The sequence below is a fragment of the Staphylococcus sp. Marseille-Q5304 genome, from assembly GCF_943737015.1.
Classification (GTDB): domain Bacteria; phylum Bacillota; class Bacilli; order Staphylococcales; family Staphylococcaceae; genus Staphylococcus; species Staphylococcus hsinchuensis.
The window spans coordinates 1887751-1907574 of sequence record NZ_CALSFP010000001.1 but is presented as its reverse complement, the minus strand read 5'-3'; the positions used below and the strand labels follow the sequence as shown (position 1 = coordinate 1907574).

Here is a 19824-nt window from a genome sequence, read left to right as displayed (position 1 = left end):
ATGGCAACATTGTATTTAGTTGGTACACCTATCGGTAATTTAGCTGACATAACTTATAGAGCTGTCGATACTTTGAAGACGGTTGATTATATCGCCTGTGAAGACACGAGAGTCACAAAAAAACTTTGCGCTCATTACGATATCGATACACCGTTAAAGTCGTATCATGAACACAATAAAGAGAATCAAACCGAATATTTAATCGACCTGTTACAATCTTCAAATGATGTTGCACTCGTGTCCGATGCCGGATTGCCGTTAATCAGTGATCCAGGATACGAACTCGTCGTCGCTGCTCGTGCGCATGACATTAGAGTTGAGACAGTGCCAGGTCCAAATGCGGGGTTAACTGCTTTAATGGCGAGTGGTCTAACTTCATTTGTATATACATTTATAGGGTTTCTGCCACGAAAAGAAAAACAAAAACTAGAAGTTCTTGAACAACGCATGTATCAAGATAGTACAATTATTATTTATGAATCACCCTTCCGTGTAAAAGATACATTAAAAGCGATTCAAAAAGTTGATGCAACAAGAAAAATTGCCATTGGGCGAGAATTAACTAAAAAGTTTGAACAAATAGAAACTGGCCCGATCCGCGATATACTTTCGTTATTAGATGATGGTACTATTCCAACTAAAGGCGAGTTCGTTATATTAATTAATGGTGCTATTGCAGAAGCGGATACTAGCTGGTTTGAAGATATGACTATACAACAACATGTAAATTATTTTATTGAACAAGACATGAAACCGAAAGCAGCCATTAAACAAGTTGCGGAACAACGACAAATGAAAACAAGTGAAGTTTATGATATATACCATGAAGTAAAATAAAAAAATCATAAGAATGATGAAAAATAAGAGTGAGTAGCCCATAATAAGGTTGATTTATGGTAATGTAAAAAAGATGGAAATTATAAGTTGAACACTTATAAATATTAAATTAGAAACGGATCCAGGTCACTACATAATGATATGTGTAAGTGTAAAATGCCTGATTGCTCAGTTTCGTTGAAAATAAAAATAAAGTTAGATAAATTTAAAGTATAAGATTTTAGGAGGAACGTTGATGGCGAAAGAAACATTTTATATCACTACACCAATTTATTACCCAAGTGGTAACTTGCATATAGGTCATGCATACACAACTACTGCTGGTGATGTAATTGCACGTTACAAAAGAATGCAAGGCTATGATGTCCGCTATTTAACAGGTACGGATGAACACGGACAAAAAATTCAAGAAAAAGCGATTAAAAACGGTAAATCAGAAATAGAATATTTAGATGAAATGATTGCAGGCATTAAACAATTATGGGAAAAGCTTGAAATCTCACATGATGATTTTATTCGTACAACAGAATCACGTCATAAAGAGGTTGTACAACAAATATTTGAACGTCTACTTGCGCAAGGAGATATCTACCTAGGTGAATATGAAGGTTGGTATTCAGTACCTGATGAGACGTATTACACAGAAACACAACTCGTTGATCCAGAATATGAAAATGGTGAAATCGTTGGAGGTAAAAGTCCTGACTCAGGTCATGAAGTAGAATTAGTTAAAGAAGAAAGTTACTTCTTTAATCTGTCTAAATATACAGATCGTTTATTAGAGTTCTACGATGAACATCCAGATTTCATTCAACCGCCATCTCGTAAAAATGAAATGATTAATAACTTCATTAAACCAGGTTTAGAAGACTTAGCAGTATCACGTACTTCATTCAACTGGGGTATTCACGTTAAGTCTAATCCTAAACATGTCGTTTATGTTTGGATTGATGCTTTAGTAAACTACATTTCATCACTAGGTTATTTATCTGATGACGACCAACTATTCAAGAAATATTGGCCAGCGGACATGCATATTATGGCGAAAGAAATTGTGCGTTTCCATTCTATAATTTGGCCGATCTTATTAATGGCTTTAGACTTACCATTACCTAAAAAGGTCTTCGCCCATGGTTGGATTTTAATGAAAGATGGTAAGATGAGTAAATCTAAAGGAAACGTGGTGGATCCAAACGTTTTAATCGACCGTTATGGTTTAGATGCTACACGTTACTACTTAATGAGAGAGTTACCATTCGGTTCTGATGGCGTATTTACACCAGAAGGATTCGTTGAGCGTACAAACTATGATTTAGCGAACGATTTAGGTAACCTAGTTAACCGTACAATTTCAATGATTAATAAATACTTCGATGGTGAATTACCTGCATATCAAGGACCGAAGCATGAATTAGATGAAGATATGGAACAATTAGCATTAGATACGGCTAAAACATTCCATGAAAACATGGAAGAATTACAATTCTCAGTCGCTTTATCTACAGTTTGGAAATTAATTAGTCGTACAAATAAATATATTGATGAAACGACACCTTGGGTATTAGCTAAAGATGAAAGTCAGAAAGAAATGCTCGGTAATGTGATGGCACACTTAGTTGAAAATATAAGATTTGCAGCTGTGTTATTACAACCGTTCTTAACTCACGCACCTAAGCAAATCTTTGAACAATTGAATATTAATTCACCTAAATTATATGAACTTAGCAGTTTAGAACAATATGGTGCATTAACAGAGCCGATTACGGTAATTAGCAAACCACAACCAATTTTCCCAAGATTGGATACTGAAGCGGAAGTTGCATATATTAAAGAATCTATGCAACCGCCTAAATCTGAAGAGTCAACTGAACAACAAGAAGAAGTTCCTAGCAAAGACCAAATTGACTTTAAAGATTTTGAAAAAGTAGAAATTAAAGCGGCAACAATCACAGATGCTGAGAAAGTGAAGAAATCGGATAAATTATTAAAAATCCAAGTTGACTTAGACAGTGAACAACGTCAAATCATTTCAGGTATTGCGAAATTCTATCAACCAGAAGATATTATCGGGAAAAAGGTAGCAGTTGTCACAAATCTTAAACCAGCTAAATTGATGGGTCGTCTTTCAGAAGGTATGATTTTATCAGCTGAAAAAGACGGTGTACTCACGTTAGTAAGCTTACCAAATGCGATTCCGAACGGCGCAGTGATTAAGTAATAATAGCTAAAGGAGCGATAATATATGCTAATCGATACACATGTTCATTTAAACGCAGATCAATATGATGAAGATTTAGAGGAAGTTATTGAACGTGCAAGAGACAATGGTGTAGACCGTATGTTTGTGGTTGGTTTTGATACACCGACAGTTGAACGTACAATGGAACTCATCGATCAATATGAATTTATCTATGGTATTATCGGATGGCATCCGGTAGATGCGATTGATTGTACCGAAGAACGTCTAGAATGGATCGAAAAATTGGCGCAACATCCTAAGATTATCGGTATCGGAGAAACAGGTTTGGATTATCACTGGGATAAATCACCGAAAGATGTTCAACAGGACGTATTTAGAAAGCAAATCGCTTTAGCTAAACGTGTGAATTTACCGATTATTATTCATAACAGAGAGGCAACACAAGATTGCGTAGATATTTTAAAAGAAGAACATGCTGAAGAAATTAGCGGAATTATGCATAGCTTTAGTGCTTCACCTGAAATTGCAGATGAAGTGATTAATAAGTTAAACTTCTACATCTCTTTAGGCGGTCCAGTAACTTTCAAAAATGCTAAGCAACCGAAAGAAGTAGCACAACACGTGCCAATGGACCGTTTACTTGTAGAAACGGATGCACCATTTCTATCACCTCATCCTTATAGAGGAAAACGTAATGAACCTGAACGTGTTACACTCGTTGCAGAAAAAATAGCGGAATTACGAGAAATGGATTATGCAGAAGTTTGTCGCCAAACAACTAAAAATGCAGAACGCTTATTCAAATTATAAATTTGCATAAAATAGGATGTCGGTCTTATTATGGTTAGATAACTTTTAGTGTATACTATGTAATAACCATATTAGCTACCGACATCTTTTTCTATGTCGTTTTAAATAAAGATTTTATTAGCGAAAGATATACATAAATTAATGTGACGAAAGGTGAACCTATTTATACATGAAAATTAACGAATTTATTGTAGTGGAAGGACGAGACGATACGCAACGTGTTAAAAGAGCTGTCGAATGTGATACGATTGAAACAAATGGAAGTGCAATAAATCAAGAAACGTTACAAGTGATTGAAAACGGCTATGAAACACGAGGAATCATCGTCTTAACTGACCCAGATTTCCCGGGTGATAAGATTAGAAATACAATCCAAAAGCACATTCCAGGCGTGAAACATGCCTATTTAGATCGAGAAAAGGCAAAAAATAAACGTGGTAAAATCGGTGTAGAACATGCACGTTTAGAAGACATTAGAGAGGCATTAATAAATGTCAGTACACCATTTGAAGAAGGGCATGAATCTATTAGCAAAGACGTGCTAATTGATTTAGGTTTAATCATAGGAAAAGATGCACGCAGAAAAAGAGAAATCTTAGGACGGAAATTACATATTGGACATTCAAACGGTAAACAATTGATAAATAAATTAAATGCTTTTGGCTATACAGAAGCGGATGTCAGAGCAGCGTTAAGTGATAATAAAGGGAGTGACGAATAATGGTCAATGGTGATATTGCTACACCTACACGTACAAAAGCACTATTACAAAAACACGGTTTTAACTTTAAAAAGAGTTTAGGTCAAAACTTTTTAGTAGATGTAAATATAATAAATAAGATAATTGATGCTAGTGATATCGATGAAACTACAGGTATTATTGAAGTAGGTCCAGGCATGGGTTCACTGACGCAACAGATGGCGAAAAAGGCTAAAAAAGTCATTGCCTTCGAAATAGATCAACGTTTAATACCGGTATTAGGCGACACATTATCAGAATTTAATAATGTTACGGTAATCAATGAAGATATATTAAAGGCTGATATTGCACATCATGTGACTGAAAATCTTAGTGATTGCGATAAGATTATGGTTGTAGCAAATTTGCCATACTATATCACAACACCTATTTTATTAAATTTAATGCAACAGCCCCTCCCTATTGATGGTTATGTTGTAATGATGCAAAAAGAAGTCGGCGAAAGACTCAACGCACAAGTTGGAACAAAGGCATATGGTTCACTTTCTATTGTGGCTCAATACTATAATGATACGAGTAAAGTATTAAATGTGCCAAAGTCTGTATTTCTCCCACCACCTAATGTGGACTCTATTGTCGTTAAATTAATGGAAAGAGAGCAACCACAAGTTGAAGTTGATGATGAGAAGGCCTTTTTCAAAATGACGAAAGCAGCATTTAGTCAACGTAGAAAAACGATAAGTAACAATTATCAAAGTTTATTTATGGATGGAAAAGCTAAAAAAGATATTATTAAAAACTGGTTAGATACAAGTGGCATCGATCCAAGACGACGCGGAGAAACGCTTTCAATACAAGAATTTGCACATCTTTATAATGAATTGAAAAAATTCCCAGAATTGGAACTTTAAATCATTGACAACAGCGCTACACCTTGCTAAAATTGAAATTTTATTTGACAAAATCGCTCAATTTGTGTTATTATACAATTTGTAGCGAGGTGGAGCAATATGCCAAAATCAATTGGGGACATCAAAAATAGTCTTGATTGTCAATTAGGAAACCGTATTGTACTGAAAGCGAATGGTGGACGTAAGAAAACAATCGAACGTACTGGAGTGTTAAGAGAAACATATCCTTCTGTTTTCATTGTTGAACTAGATCAGGAAAAGTATAACTTCGAACGCGTATCTTATACATATACTGATGTATTAACTGAGAACGTACAAGTCTCATTCGAAGAAGATAAACACCAAGAGGTCATTGCACAGTAAACTTATATAAGAAAGATGCTTGATTATAAGCAGACTCTTATCAATACTCAAGTTATATTTTATCGATAAATTTAAAGTATCATTCATTTTACTTTAATTGCCCTTCATAAAGGTTCTTCTAATAGAATTTTGTGAAGGGCTATTTTTATGTTTATTTATAGTCTTTATCACATTTTTTTAACCAATAAAATTACAATATTAACCAGATAACGTATGCGGGAATTTAAAGGAATATGTCCAGGTGCTATAATTTTATTAAACTCAATGAATATTATAAAATAATGAAATGAGTATGACATTTTCTAGGATAACAATCAGTCTTTAATCACTAAAGAATATAAATATTGTACTTTTTCATAGCGAAACATAAGTTAACTATATGTTAAAATCTTTGTATTACCATATCGAAACGGAAAGAGGGTGGCGAAATGATCTATGAAACTGCACCAGCGAAAATAAATCTTACATTAGACGCACTCTTTAAACGAGATGATGGTTTTCATGAAGTTGAAATGATTATGACAACAATCGACTTAAATGATCGTCTGACACTTGAACAACGACGAGATGATAAGATTGTTGTAGAAGTAGAACAAAATTACGTACCCTCGAATAGCGATAACTTAGCATACAAAGCTGCACAGTTGATGAAAGAACACTATCAGTTAAAGCAAGGCGTTACAATTTCGATTGATAAGAATATTCCTGTATCAGCAGGTCTTGCAGGTGGTTCAACAGATGCTGCGGCGACGATGAGAGGTATGAATCGACTATTTAAGTTGAATAGACCACTCGAAGAATTATGTGAATTAGGTTTGACAATAGGTACAGATATCCCGTTTTGTATATTAGGAAAAACGGCGCTATGTGGTGGAAAAGGTGAAAAAATTGAATTTCTCAACAAACCACCGAGTGCTTGGGTCGTAGTAGCGAAACCTGATATCGGGATTTCTTCCCCTGACATTTTTAAAAAGTTAGATTTGTCTGTCTCACATAATGTGTATACAAATAAATGTAAATCAGCTATAGAAGCAGGAGATTATGAATTGTTATGCGAAAGTCTTTCAAATCGATTAGAACCCATTTCAAGTAAAGTGTGCCCTGAAATTTTAAAAATCAAAAGTAATATGTTAGAAAATGGTGCTGACGGCGCAGTGATGAGTGGAAGTGGACCAACTGTTTATGGACTCACACAAAAAGAACGACAAGCAAAACACGTTTATAATGCAGTTAACGGCTGTTGTAAAGAAGTATATATCGTAAGATTACTAGGATAGGAGAAGGGAAGGATAAGATGCGTTATAAAAGAAGTGAACGAATTGTTTTCATGACACAGCATTTAATGAATAATCCGAATAAATTGATACCACTTACATTCTTTGTGCAAAAGTTTAAACAAGCGAAATCGTCCATAAGTGAGGATGTACAAATAATTAAGACTACATTCCAGAAAGAACAACTCGGTACAGTGATAACGACTGCCGGCGCAAGTGGTGGTGTCACTTACAAACCGCAAATGAGTAAAGCTGAAGCCAGTGAAGTAATTGACGATATTATTGAACATCTGCAAGAGAGAGATCGTTTACTTCCTGGTGGCTATTTGTTTTTATCAGATATAATGGGAAATCCAACGCTATTGAACCGTGTCGGTAAGTTGATTGCTACTTTATATATGGATGAAGAGTTAGACGCAATTGTAACCATTGCGACGAAAGGGATTTCTTTAGCAAACGCAGTAGCGAATGTATTGAACTTACCTGTTGTAGTAATTCGTAAAGATAATAAAGTTACTGAAGGTTCAACAGTTTCCATCAATTATGTCTCTGGTTCTTCCCGTAAAATTGAGACAATGGTACTTTCAAAACGTACGTTACCTGAACACTCTAATGTGCTTGTAGTCGACGATTTCATGCGTGCGGGAGGCTCAATCAACGGTGTGATGAATTTAATGAATGAGTTTAAAGCGCAGGTAAAAGGGGTATCTGTATTAGTAGAATCAAAAGAAGTAAAGCAAAGATTAATTGAAGATTATACTTCCTTAGTTAGATTATCTGATGTAGATGAATACAATCAGGAATTTAAAGTGGAAAAAGGCAACAGTTTAACTAAATTTTCATAAAAGGAGCGATACGACAGCATGAACGTTATAAATACAACAAAGGCGCCTGAAGCATTAGGGCCTTATTCACATGCAACTGAAGTTAATGGTCTAGTATTTACATCAGGACAAATTCCATTAAATACAGATGGTGAGATTGTCAGTGATGATGTAAGAGAACAGACTAAACAAGTGCTTGAAAATTTAAAAGTTGTACTTGATGAAGCTGGTGCAGATTTAAATTCAGTTGTTAAATCAACGATTTTCATAAATGATATGAATGAATTTAAAGATATCAATGAAGTTTATGGTGAATATTTCACTGACAATCAACCAGCGAGAAGTTGCGTTGAGGTCGCTAGATTACCTAAAGATGTTAAGGTGAAGATAGAACTCATAGCACAAGTCAAGTAAGGATTTATAATTTTTAATAAACTTGTTAAGCTTCTAACAAAGAGATAGATACTAGGGGGGCTCACTACATGAAAGTGACAGATGTAAGACTTAGAAAAATACAAACAGATGGCAGAATGAAAGCTCTTGTGTCAATAACTTTAGACGAATCATTCGTTGTACATGATTTACGCGTGATTGAAGGCAACACAGGTTTATTTGTGGCTATGCCAAGTAAACGCACACCAGATGGTGAATTCCGCGATATCGCACATCCAATCAACTCAGAAATGAGACAAGAAATTCAAGATGCAGTCATGAAAGTTTATGACGAAACGGATGAAGTGATTCCAGATAAAAACGCGCAATCATCTGAAGAATCAGAAACAACTGAACAAGATTCAGAAGAAGAAGCTTAATTAATAGTTAAAATAAAATACTGTGTGTAAACACAACTGATATATATTTGGGAGAGGGACAGAAATCGAATTTTCTAATAGAGATTTCGTAGTCCCACCCTGGCGAGGATGACTAGGATTGAAAAAAGCTTGTTCTAAGCGCATTTTCAATTCAGACATCTACTGCCAAATTGATAACGAGTCTGAGACACCTATTTTTGTCTCAGACTCTTTTTTACGGTTTAATAGAGTATGCAAGAAATTATAAAATAGCAATTCATTATTCTAGTAAAACATTGTAATAATTGAAATGTTTAATTTTTTGTAAAGGTGACAATTTGAATGATTTACAAAATTTACATTAAGACAAAGTTACGCTATATAGATTTAATTTTTAAAATATGAGTATTACTAATGGCTAAAATACAACATTTTATCTAGATTACTTCTATTGTTACCTAATAAATATTTTTGAATGAATGATGACAATTCTGTGATTTTGAAATTAAATAAATCATAACAATATGTTTACATTAATTAATAATAAGCCTTTCAGCCTTGAAAGTGGCAGTTGCGTTAAATTATAATAATATAGAAGTGTATATTTTAATGGAGGGTTAGCATACATGCAAAGACATGCAATAGTACTCGCAGCGGGTAAGGGTACGCGTATGAAATCAAAGAAATACAAAGTACTACATGAAGTTGCAGGTAAGTCCATGATTGAACACGTGGTTAAAAGCGTAAGTGAATCAGGTGTTGGACAACTTGTAACAATCGTTGGGCATGGCGCAGAAAGTGTCAAAGAAACTTTAGGAGACATGTCACTTTATAGCTTTCAAGAACAACAACTAGGTACAGCGCATGCTGTTAATATGGCAAGCGAACATTTAGAGGATCAACAAGGGACGACATTAGTGGTTTGTGGTGATACGCCGCTTATTACGCCAGAAACGTTGAAATCATTAGTTGATCACCATGAAGAGAAAGAAGCACAAGCAACAGTACTTTCTGCTACTGCTCCAGATCCAAAGGGTTACGGACGCATCGTGCGTGATGCGAATGATCGATTAGTAAAAATAGTAGAACAGAAAGATGCTACTGTAGAAGAACAACAAATTAGTGAAATAAGCTCAGGTATTTTTGCATTTGATAACCAAGTATTATTTGAAAAACTTCAACATGTGAGCAACGATAATGCGCAAAATGAGTACTATTTACCAGAAGTGCTATCATTAATTTTAGAGGAACAGGGAATTGTAGAAATACACCATACAAATGATTTTGAAGAAATTATGGGTGTAAATGACCGTGTAATGCTAAGTGAAGCAGCACGCGTGTTTAGACAGAGAATCAATGAATCTCATATGAGAAATGGTGTTACAATCGTTGATCCTGCATCGACTTACATCGATGTTGACGTTACGATAGGTGAAGATACAACGATAGAACCAGGTGTGAAACTTGCAGGTGACACACAAATTGGTAGTGAAGTCGAAGTTGGTCAATATACAGAAATTACGAATAGTCGCATTGGCAATAATGTCATTATTAAACAATCTATGATTAATGAAGCAGTTGTTGATGATGATGTGAAGATTGGACCATTTGCTCAATTACGCCCAGGTGCGAACTTAGGACATAAAGTTAAAGTTGGTAACTTTGTAGAAATTAAAAAATCAGAAATTAAAGCAGGTGCTAAGGTTCCTCATTTAAGTTATATCGGCGATGCTGAAATTGGCGAGCGAACAAACATCGGCTGTGGTTCAATAACAGTAAACTATGATGGTAAGAACAAATTCAAGACTGTAATCGGTAGTGACTCATTTATAGGTTGTAATTCAAACCTTGTTGCCCCTGTAAATTTAGGCGATGGATCATTTACAGCTGCAGGATCAACCATCACCGATGACGTACCACACAATAGCTTTGCAATCGCACGTAATAGACAGACGACGAAAAAAGGATATTTTGATAAATAGCTTGTAAATATTAATAGAATGAATTGAATGAATTAATTGGAGGACTATAAATGTTAAACAATGAGTATAAGAATTCTGCTTTGAAAATATTTTCTTTGAAAGGTAATGAACCGTTAGCCCAAGAAGTAGCAGACCATGTAGGAATTGAATTAGGTAAATGTTCAGTTAAGCGCTTTAGTGATGGTGAAATTCAAATAAATATAGAAGAAAGTATCCGTGGTTGTGATGTGTTTATCATCCAACCAACATCTAATCCTGTAAATGTCCATTTAATGGAATTATTAATCATGATTGATGCTTGTAAACGTGCATCAGCTGCAAACATTAACATTGTAGTGCCTTATTATGGTTATGCGCGTCAAGATAGAAAAGCACGCAGCCGTGAACCTATCACAGCTAAATTAGTAGCTAACCTTTTTGAAAAAGCTGGCGCGGATCGCATGATTGCATTAGATTTACACGCACCACAAATCCAAGGTTTCTTCGATATTCCAATCGACCATTTAATGGGAGTACCTATCTTAGCTGAATATTTCCAAAATGGTACAGATATCGACCCTGAGGAATGTGTGGTTGTATCACCAGACCATGGTGGGGTTACTAGAGCACGTAAATTAGCCGACATTCTTAAAACACCAATCGCTATAATCGATAAACGTAGACCTAAACCAAATGTTGCAGAAGTAATGAACATCGTTGGTGAAATTCAAGGCAGAACGGCAATTATCATTGATGATATTATCGATACTGCGGGTACGATTACTTTAGCGGCTCAAGCATTGAAAGACAAAGGCGCAAAAGATGTATATGCTTGTTGTACTCACCCAGTACTTTCAGGTCCAGCTAAAGAACGTATCGAAAATTCAGCTATCAAAGAATTAGTAGTAACAAATTCAATTCAATTAGACGAAGATCGCAAGCCGGAAAACACTAAAGAATTATCAGTAGCAGGCTTAATCTCACAAGCTATTATCCGTGTATATGAACGTGAATCAGTTAGTGTGTTATTTGACTAATCCGTTACACCTGTGTATAATGGTTTCGTTCGTGATTTTACGGACAAATAAACACTTGCAAGCAACAATATGTTGATGGGCAAGTGAGGGGCTCTTATTTGAGAGCAAATATGAAAGGTGGAAATGAATATGGCTTCATTAAAGTCAATTATTCGTCAAGGTAAACAAACACGCTCAGAATTAAAAGCGTTAAGAAACATTGGTAAAGTACCTGCTGTAGTTTATGGTTACGGTACTAAAAATACTTCAGTTAAAGTTGACGAAGTAGAATTTATCAAAGTAATCCGTGAAGTAGGTCGTAATGGTGTTATCGAACTAGGCGTAGGTTCAAAAAACATCAAAGTAATGGTATCTGATTACCAATTCGACCCACTTAAAAACCAAATCACTCATATTGACTTCTTAGCAATCAATATGACTGAAGAACGTACTGTAGAAGTACCAGTACACTTAGTAGGTGAAGCTGTAGGTGCTAAAGAAGGCGGCGTTGTTGAACAACCATTATTCGACTTAGAAATCACAGCTACACCAGATCACATCCCTGAATCAATCGAAGTTGATATCAGCGAATTAGAAATCAACGATAGTATTTCTGTTGAAGATCTTAAAGCAGATGGTGACTACACTATCGAAAACGAACCTACTGACTCAGTAGTAACGGTTGTACCACCAACTGACGAACCTTCAGAAGAAGAAGTAGAAGCAATGGAAGGCGAATCAGAAACTGAAGAACCTGAAGTTGTTGGTGAAGACAAAGAAGACGACAACGAAGATAAAGAAAACGAAGAATAATTTAGAGATATTAGGAAGTTTTGATAACTGTTAAAATGCTCATCTACGCCAAAGAAACATATGAGCATTTTGGCCTAATATGATTAAAATAGTAGTCGTATTGATAAGGATATACTATTTAATAAAAGCACTCTGCTTAATACGTTAAGCAGGTGCTTTTTTATGTTATTATAGTGATTGATATAAATCGTTTGTACAGATTAATTTCAGTACAATTTTTAATATAGATAACAACAATTGGAGGTTACATAATGAAATGTATCGTAGGCCTAGGTAACGTAGGTAAACGTTTCGAACAAACGAGACATAATATCGGATTTGAAGTTATCGATTATATGTTAGACCAACACCGTTTTACATTAGATAAACAAAAATTCAAAGGTGCGTATACAATAGAACGTATCGGTAATGAAAAAGTTATGTTTATTGAACCACTTACAATGATGAATTTATCAGGTGAGGCTGTAGGCCCACTTATGAAATATTATGATATAGATGTGGAAGATTTAATTGTGTTATATGATGATCTTGATTTACCACAAGGTGAAATTCGTTTAAGACAGAAAGGTAGTGCAGGCGGTCACAATGGCATGAAATCCATCATCCAAGTATTAGGCACTGATCGCTTTAAACGTATAAGAATAGGCGTTGATCGTCCATCTAATGGTATGTCTATAGCCGATTATGTATTGCAGAAATTTTCGAAAGAAGAAATGAAAACAATGGATAAAGTAATAGAACATTCAGCCCGCGCGGTCGAGGCTTATATCGAAAGTTCTAGATTTGATCGTGTGATGAATGAATATAATGGTGAAGTCAATTGAAATCAATAATTACAGAATTAATAAACGAAGATAATCGTTATCAAGAACTAGATCAAGTATTCGGCCATAAGAACGTATTGGTAAGTGGCTTATCTTCTTCGGCGAAAGCAACAATACTTTCTGAAAAGTATTTAAACAGTTCAGAGCAATTATTAGTTGTTACAAATAATATGTATCAAGCCGACAAATTAGAAAGCGACATTCAACAATACGTAGACAACGATCAAATTTATAAATATCCAATGCAAGACATAATGACGGAAGAATTTTCCACACAAAGCCCTCAATTTATGAGCGAACGTGTACGTACTTTAACTGCACTGGCTCAAGGAATGAGAGGGTTGTTTATCGTACCGTTAAACGGGTTCAAGAAATGGTTAACCCCTGTAGATATTTGGAAATCACATCAACTCACTTTATCACTTGGAGATGATATTGACGTTGACGAATTATTAAATAAGTTAGTAAGTATGGGCTATCGAAGAGAAAGCGTAGTCTCTCATATCGGAGAATTCTCATTACGCGGGGGGATTATAGATATATACCCTCTCATCGGAGATCCAGTTAGAATTGAACTATTTGATACAGAAGTGGATTCTATTCGTCAATTCGATGTTGAGACACAACGTTCAGAACAAAATATTGAACAAGTTAATATAACAACTGCAAGCGATTATATTATTACGGATGAAGTGATAGCACGCACTAAAAAGTATTTAAAAGAAGCGTATGAGACGACACGTCCGAAAATTGATAAATCAGTACGTAATGATTTAAAAGAAACGTATGAAAGCTTCCAACTGTTTGAATCAGATATGTTTGACCACCAAGTGTTACGTCGTTTAATTGCTTTTATGTATGATCAACCTGCTACAATCATGGATTATTTTAACGATGATGCGATTATTGCGGTGGATGAATATAACAGAGTTAAAGAAACAGAATCAACTTTAACTACAGAAGTAGATGAATTTATCCAAAACCTAATTGAAAGTGGTAAAGGCTTTATTGGGCAAAGTTTTTTACAATATGATGGTTTCGAAACATTAATAAAAGACCGTCCTGTAACGTATTTCACACTCTTTACAGCTACGATGTCCGTCCAATTAGATGAAATAATTAAATTTTCATGTAAGCCGGTTCAACAATTTTATGGCCAATATGATATTATGCGCTCAGAATTCCAGCGCTTCGTACAAAATGATTATACAGTTGTTGTACTAGCGGAGACAGAACTCAAGAAAGAACGAATCCAATCAATGTTGAATGAAATGCACATACCGACATTCGTTGATACAGTTGGGGATCAAAACCCTGAAGGTAGTGCTATTATCGTGGAAGGTAGTTTATCTGAAGGTTTTGAACTCCCTTATATGCAACTAGTAGTCGTGACTGAACGAGAACTTTTTAAATCTAAGCAGAAGAAAAAACCAAAACGTCAAAAAACGTTAACGAACGCAGAAAAAATCAAGTCTTATCAAGACCTTAAGGTTGGAGATTATGTCGTTCACGTACATCATGGTGTCGGACGCTATTTAGGTGTAGAAACGTTAGAAGTTGGTGGCGTACATAAAGATTACATTAAGTTGCAGTATAAAGGTACAGACCAATTATTTGTACCTGTAGATCAAATGGATCAAGTTCAAAAATATGTAGCCTCAGAAGATAAATCACCTAGGCTGAATAAGCTAGGCGGTAGTGAATGGAAGAAGACAAAAGCGAAAGTACAACAAAGTGTTGAAGATATCGCTGACGAACTTATTGCATTATATAAAGAACGTGAAATGTCAGTTGGTTATAAATACGGACCAGACACAGCTGAGCAAAATGACTTTGAGCTGGATTTCCCATATGAACTCACTCCAGACCAAGATAAATCAATCTTAGAAATTAAAGGTGACATGGAACAACAAAAACCGATGGACCGCTTATTATGTGGTGACGTGGGTTACGGTAAGACTGAAGTTGCGGTAAGAGCTGCATTTAAAGCAGTAATGGAAGGAAAACAAGTAGCGTTTCTAGTACCGACGACGATTTTAGCGCAACAACATTACGAAACTTTAATAGAACGTATGCAAGACTTTCCTATTGATGTGCAATTAATCAGTCGATTTAAGACACCGAAAGAGGTCAAAGAAACGAAAGAACGATTAAAATCTGGCGAAGTAGATATCATCGTAGGTACACATAAATTATTAGGTAAAGACATTAAATATAAAGATCTAGGCTTGTTAATTGTAGACGAAGAACAACGCTTTGGCGTCCGTCACAAAGAACGTATTAAAACATTAAAGACTAACGTAGATGTCTTAACACTCACAGCCACACCGATACCACGTACGTTGCATATGAGTATGCTAGGTGTACGAGATTTATCAGTAATTGAAACACCTCCAGAAAATAGATTCCCGGTGCAAACTTACGTACTAGAACAAAATAGCAACTTTATCAAAGAATCATTAGAAAGAGAATTATCACGAGATGGTCAAGTGTTCTATCTATACAATCAAGTTCAATCAATATATGAGAAACGTGAACAGTTACAAATGTTGATGCCTGATGCTAGCATCGCAGTAGCTCACGGTCAAATGACTGAACGAGATTTAGAGGAAACAATGCTTGGGTTTATCAACCATGAATTTGATATTTTAGTGACGACTACGATTATCGAAACAGGCGTGGATGTACCAAATGCAAATACACTTATTATTGAAAATGCCGACCGCTTTGGACTAAGTCAGCTATATCAACTAAGAGGTCGTGTAGGACGTTCGAGTCGTATCGGTTATGCATATTTCTTACATCCAATGAATAAAGTGCTAACAGAAACTGCAGAAGAACGTTTACAAGCAATCAAAGAATTCACAGAACTTGGTTCAGGCTTTAAGATTGCGATGCGAGATTTAAATATTCGAGGTGCAGGTAATCTATTAGGTAAACAACAACACGGATTTATTGATTCAGTCGGCTTCGATTTATACTCTCAAATGCTTGAAGAAGCAGTAAACGAAAAACGAGGTATTACACCAGAACAAGACGATGCACTTGAAGTGGAAATAGAGCTGAATATCGATGCTTATCTACCAGCTCAATATATTCAAAATGAACAAGCGAAGATAGAAATTTACAAGAAACTGCGTAAGATTGAATCGCTTGACCAGTTGATGGATATCAAAGACGAACTTATTGATCGCTTTAATGAATATCCTCCTGAAGTTGAACGTTTACTCGATATGATGGAAGTGAAAGTTCACGCATTACATGCAGGAGTGACATTGATAAAAGACAAAGGTAAACAAATCGAAATTTACCTATCAGAAAAAGGTACTCAAGAAGTTAACGGTGAAGCGTTATTTAAACAAACACAACCCCTTGGTCGATCAATGAAAGTTGGGGTCCAAGATGGTAAAATGAAAGTGACGTTAAATAAGTCAGGCAAATGGTTAGATAACTTGAAATTCCTTGCGAAAAGTTTAGAAGAAAGCATGGTTATAGCTGATGAAGTCTAAATCACAAGAAACGCCCGCATTCAATGGGGTTATTGTTTTAACCATAGCACTCGTTATAGTCAAAGTTTTGAGTGCATTATACCGGGTTCCTTATCAAAACATATTAGGTGATGCGGGGCTATATGCCTACCAACAAATCTACCCAATTGTGGCACTTGGAGTGATTCTATCGATGAATGCCATACCAAGTGCGGTAACCCAGACATTTGCATCGGACACACAACATGACCGTTATTCGAAACTTGTTGTGAGATTACAGCTAGTCGGAGTTTGTTTCTTTATCATTGTACTCTTGGCTGCTAAGTGGATTGCGATGTTAATGGGAGATATTCAGTTGACTCCGATGTTACGTGCAGCGAGTTTCAGTTTCTTACTCGTCGGGTTGCTCGGTGTGTATCGAGGGTATTATCAGTCTCAGCATGCCATGAATACCCCAGCTATTTCCCAGGTTATAGAACAATTCGTTCGCGTAGCTATCATTATGGGCGCAATAATAGGCTTCATGTCGCAACATTGGACTGTTTATACGGCAGGCACGGTGGCCATTACAGGTTCTGCGATTGGCTTTCTGGCTTCAACATTATTTCTTATGTTGCGAAAGCCTTTCAAGATAACTATGTATTCTAAACAAACATCAATTGAAGGGCGTAAATTTCTATTAGCCGTCGTGATTTTTGCAGTCAGTCAGTTGATAGTCATTTTATGGCAAGTTGTGGATAGTTTTACAGTAATACATGCGCTAAAGTTTTCAGGGTTAGATTTACATCAAGCTATGGCACAGAAAGGCGTATATGATAGAGGTGCTTCCTTTATTCAAATGGGGCTTATAGTAACTACCACATTTTGTTTTGTATTGATTCCTTTATTAACGGAAGCAATTAAATCAGGCGAATCGCATCTAGCCAATCACTATGCGAATACTTCTTTAAAGATTACAGTGACATTTAGTGTCGCTGCAGGCATCGGTTTAATCAACCTACTACCGGTGATGAACGCTGTGTTCTTCAAGCATGATAGTTTAACAGTTACGTTATCAGTTTATATGTTGACGGTAATTTGTGTATCATTAATTATGTTAGATATTGCATTACTCCAAGTGCGCGAACGTATTCGTCCTATTTTTATCGCCTTGGCCATCAGTATCATAGCTAAAACAATCTTAAACGTCGCTCTCATTCCATATATCGAGATGCTAGGTGGCAGTATGAGTACCGTCTTATCTTTAGTGATTTTCGTAACGATATTACATGTTTCAGTAGTGAAAATCTATCAATTCCAAGATATTGCTCTATTTGTCGCTAAACTGATAGGTATCATGGCCTTGTTAACAATAGCTGTTCAAGTTATGTTATTTATTATTCCAGCTACGGGGCGTTTAGGTGGTTTAATTGAATTGCTAATCGCTGCCATTGTTGGCGTACTCGTAGTCGTGTTTGCTATCGTAAAATTATCTCTATTAAAAAATGACGAATTAAAACACTTACCACTCGGTGACAAGCTTTATGAGTTGAAGAAAGGGAGACAATAATGCCACACCAAATTACAATTGTAGGATTAGGAAATCATAGCCTGGATGATTTACCTCTAGGTATTTATAAATTTTTAACACAACATACGCATCTGTATACAAGAACTTTAGATCATCCGGTTGTTGAATCATTGCAGTCAGAAGGCCTGAAGTTTCAAAGTTTTGATGAAGTATATGAAGCACATGAGGATTTTGAAGCAGTATATGAAAATATTGTGACGCAATTAATTGAAGCTGCCCATAAAGAAGACGTTATCTACACAGTACCTGGACATCCGCGTGTTGCTGAAACTACCACGACTAAATTAGAATTATATGCTAAGCAACATAGTGATGTTGAAGTTAAAGTACTAGGTGGGAAAAGTTTCATAGATGATGTGTTTGAAGCGGTAAAGGTAGATCCGAATGATGGGTTTGCACTGTTAGATGCGACCAATATTCATGAAGACCAAATCAACATTCGAAATCATACATTAATCACCCAAGTATATAGTCATTTAGTTGCTGGAGATTTAAAGGTTACACTCATGGAAAGATTTAATGACGAACATGAGGTCTACATTGTAAGTGGTGCACACCACAGTGGTAATCAATTGATACAACTCCCTTTATATGAGTTAGATCGTGATGATAGTGTATTTAACAATCTTACAAGTGTCTTTGTCCCTAAAGCGCAATCAGAAAAAGATTACTACAGTGATTTTTATTATGCTGCCTCTATTATGGATCGCTTAGTTGATGACGAGACCGGATGTCCGTGGGATAAAGTACAGACACATGAATCATTGAAACGTTATTTGTTAGAAGAGACATTTGAACTATTTGAAGCTATTGATAACGAAGATGATTGGCATATGATTGAAGAACTAGGTGATGTGCTACTACAAGTTTTATTACATGCAAGTATCGGTAAAAAAGAAGGCTATTTTGATATCAACGAAATCATCCATAGCTTTTCAGATAAAATGATACGACGTCATCCTCACATTTTCGGAGAAGCTGATGCGCAGAACATGGAAGACTTGGAAAATATTTGGTCGACAGCTAAAGCTAAAGAAGGAAAGGTAGAGCGTGTGAAGTTTGAGAAAGTATTTGCAGAGCATTTCTTGAAGTTGTATGATGAAACAAAAAATATGCCCTTAAACGAAACAGAATTGAAGCGCAAATTAGAACGAGGAGGTCATGAAACATGCGACTAGATAAATATCTTAAAGTATCTAGATTAGTAAAACGTCGTACATTGGCAAAAGAAATCAGCGATCAAGGTCGCATTACAGTGAATGGTAACGTAGCCAAAGCAGGAACCGACGTTCAAGAATCGGACGAGTTAGTGATCCGCTTTGGACAAAAGGTTATTACGATTAAAGTCACTGGTTTAAGTGAACATGCTACAAAAGAAAATGCAAAAGGTATGTACGAACTAATCAAAGAAGAAAAGGTATCAGAAAATTAATTAAAGGAGG

General features: G+C 35.7%; 18 protein-coding genes. All 18 read left to right on the top strand.

Translation table 11 applies throughout. From position 1 onward, the window contains the following. The 18 genes from rsmI to NGI30_RS09420 all read left to right on the top strand — a co-directional run bounded on the left by rsmI (position 1) and on the right by NGI30_RS09420 (position 19814). Positions 1-837 carry a 16S rRNA (cytidine(1402)-2'-O)-methyltransferase gene (gene rsmI / locus NGI30_RS09505; RefSeq protein WP_251521094.1) on the top strand — a complete coding sequence of 279 codons (837 nt, stop codon included), beginning with the start codon at positions 1-3 and terminating at the stop codon, positions 835-837. Between the two features lie 235 nt (positions 838-1072). Then, a complete protein-coding gene (gene metG, locus NGI30_RS09500) occupies positions 1073-3055 on the top strand; it encodes a methionine--tRNA ligase (protein ID WP_251943480.1) in 1983 nt (660 codons plus the stop codon). Between the two features lie 24 nt (positions 3056-3079). After that, the gene (locus NGI30_RS09495; protein ID WP_251943478.1) at positions 3080-3847 is read left to right on the top strand and encodes a TatD family hydrolase; all 768 of its coding nucleotides are present in this window, start codon (positions 3080-3082) and stop codon (positions 3845-3847) included. Between the two features lie 169 nt (positions 3848-4016). Further along, positions 4017-4568 carry a ribonuclease M5 gene (gene rnmV, locus NGI30_RS09490; RefSeq protein ID WP_251521084.1) on the top strand — a complete coding sequence of 184 codons (552 nt, stop codon included), beginning with the start codon at positions 4017-4019 and terminating at the stop codon, positions 4566-4568. After that, entirely contained in the window at positions 4565-5458 is an 894-nt protein-coding gene (rsmA, locus tag NGI30_RS09485) for a 16S rRNA (adenine(1518)-N(6)/adenine(1519)-N(6))-dimethyltransferase RsmA (protein ID WP_251943981.1), read from the top strand. Before rnmV ends, rsmA begins: the two co-directional genes overlap by 4 nt. A 99-nt stretch (positions 5459-5557) precedes the next feature. Next, positions 5558-5821: a biofilm formation stimulator Veg gene (gene veg, locus NGI30_RS09480; RefSeq protein WP_251521082.1), complete on the top strand. Its 264-nt coding sequence runs from the start codon at positions 5558-5560 to the stop codon at positions 5819-5821. A 428-nt stretch (positions 5822-6249) separates the two neighbouring features. Then, positions 6250-7098 (top strand): 4-(cytidine 5'-diphospho)-2-C-methyl-D-erythritol kinase, encoded by an 849-nt coding sequence (gene ispE, locus NGI30_RS09475; RefSeq protein ID WP_251521079.1) that lies wholly within the window; start codon positions 6250-6252, stop codon positions 7096-7098. A 17-nt stretch (positions 7099-7115) separates the two neighbouring features. Then, on the top strand, positions 7116-7940 hold the full coding sequence (gene purR, locus NGI30_RS09470) for a pur operon repressor (protein ID WP_251521076.1): 825 nt from the start codon (positions 7116-7118) through the stop codon (positions 7938-7940). Between the two features lie 18 nt (positions 7941-7958). Continuing rightward, complete coding sequence (locus tag NGI30_RS09465; protein WP_251521073.1) at positions 7959-8333, top strand: RidA family protein; 375 nt, start codon at positions 7959-7961, stop codon at positions 8331-8333. Positions 8334-8401: 68 nt separating this feature from the next. Next, positions 8402-8731 (top strand): septation regulator SpoVG, encoded by a 330-nt coding sequence (gene spoVG, locus NGI30_RS09460; protein ID WP_251521070.1) that lies wholly within the window; start codon positions 8402-8404, stop codon positions 8729-8731. Positions 8732-9336: 605 nt separating this feature from the next. Continuing rightward, entirely contained in the window at positions 9337-10692 is a 1356-nt protein-coding gene (gene glmU / locus NGI30_RS09455) for a bifunctional UDP-N-acetylglucosamine diphosphorylase/glucosamine-1-phosphate N-acetyltransferase GlmU (RefSeq protein WP_251943476.1), read from the top strand. 50 nt (positions 10693-10742) lie between these two features. Further along, positions 10743-11708 carry a ribose-phosphate diphosphokinase gene (locus NGI30_RS09450; RefSeq protein ID WP_251521053.1) on the top strand — a complete coding sequence of 322 codons (966 nt, stop codon included), beginning with the start codon at positions 10743-10745 and terminating at the stop codon, positions 11706-11708. Between the two features lie 129 nt (positions 11709-11837). After that, a complete protein-coding gene (locus NGI30_RS09445; RefSeq protein ID WP_251521038.1) occupies positions 11838-12500 on the top strand; it encodes a 50S ribosomal protein L25/general stress protein Ctc in 663 nt (220 codons plus the stop codon). 251 nt (positions 12501-12751) lie between these two features. After that, complete coding sequence (pth, locus tag NGI30_RS09440) at positions 12752-13324, top strand: aminoacyl-tRNA hydrolase (protein ID WP_251521035.1); 573 nt, start codon at positions 12752-12754, stop codon at positions 13322-13324. Further along, on the top strand, positions 13321-16833 hold the full coding sequence (gene mfd / locus NGI30_RS09435) for a transcription-repair coupling factor (RefSeq protein WP_251943474.1): 3513 nt from the start codon (positions 13321-13323) through the stop codon (positions 16831-16833). Before pth ends, mfd begins: the two co-directional genes overlap by 4 nt. Further along, the gene (locus NGI30_RS09430; protein WP_251943472.1) at positions 16823-18361 is read left to right on the top strand and encodes a polysaccharide biosynthesis protein; all 1539 of its coding nucleotides are present in this window, start codon (positions 16823-16825) and stop codon (positions 18359-18361) included. The genes mfd and NGI30_RS09430 overlap by 11 nt, the downstream gene beginning before the upstream one ends. Beyond that, the gene (locus NGI30_RS09425) at positions 18361-19560 is read left to right on the top strand and encodes a MazG nucleotide pyrophosphohydrolase domain-containing protein (protein ID WP_251943470.1); all 1200 of its coding nucleotides are present in this window, start codon (positions 18361-18363) and stop codon (positions 19558-19560) included. Before NGI30_RS09430 ends, NGI30_RS09425 begins: the two co-directional genes overlap by 1 nt. Further along, positions 19551-19814, top strand: a complete 264-nt coding sequence (locus NGI30_RS09420; protein ID WP_251521022.1) for an RNA-binding S4 domain-containing protein — start codon at positions 19551-19553, stop codon at positions 19812-19814. The genes NGI30_RS09425 and NGI30_RS09420 overlap by 10 nt, the downstream gene beginning before the upstream one ends. Positions 19815-19824: the final 10 nt, after the last annotated feature.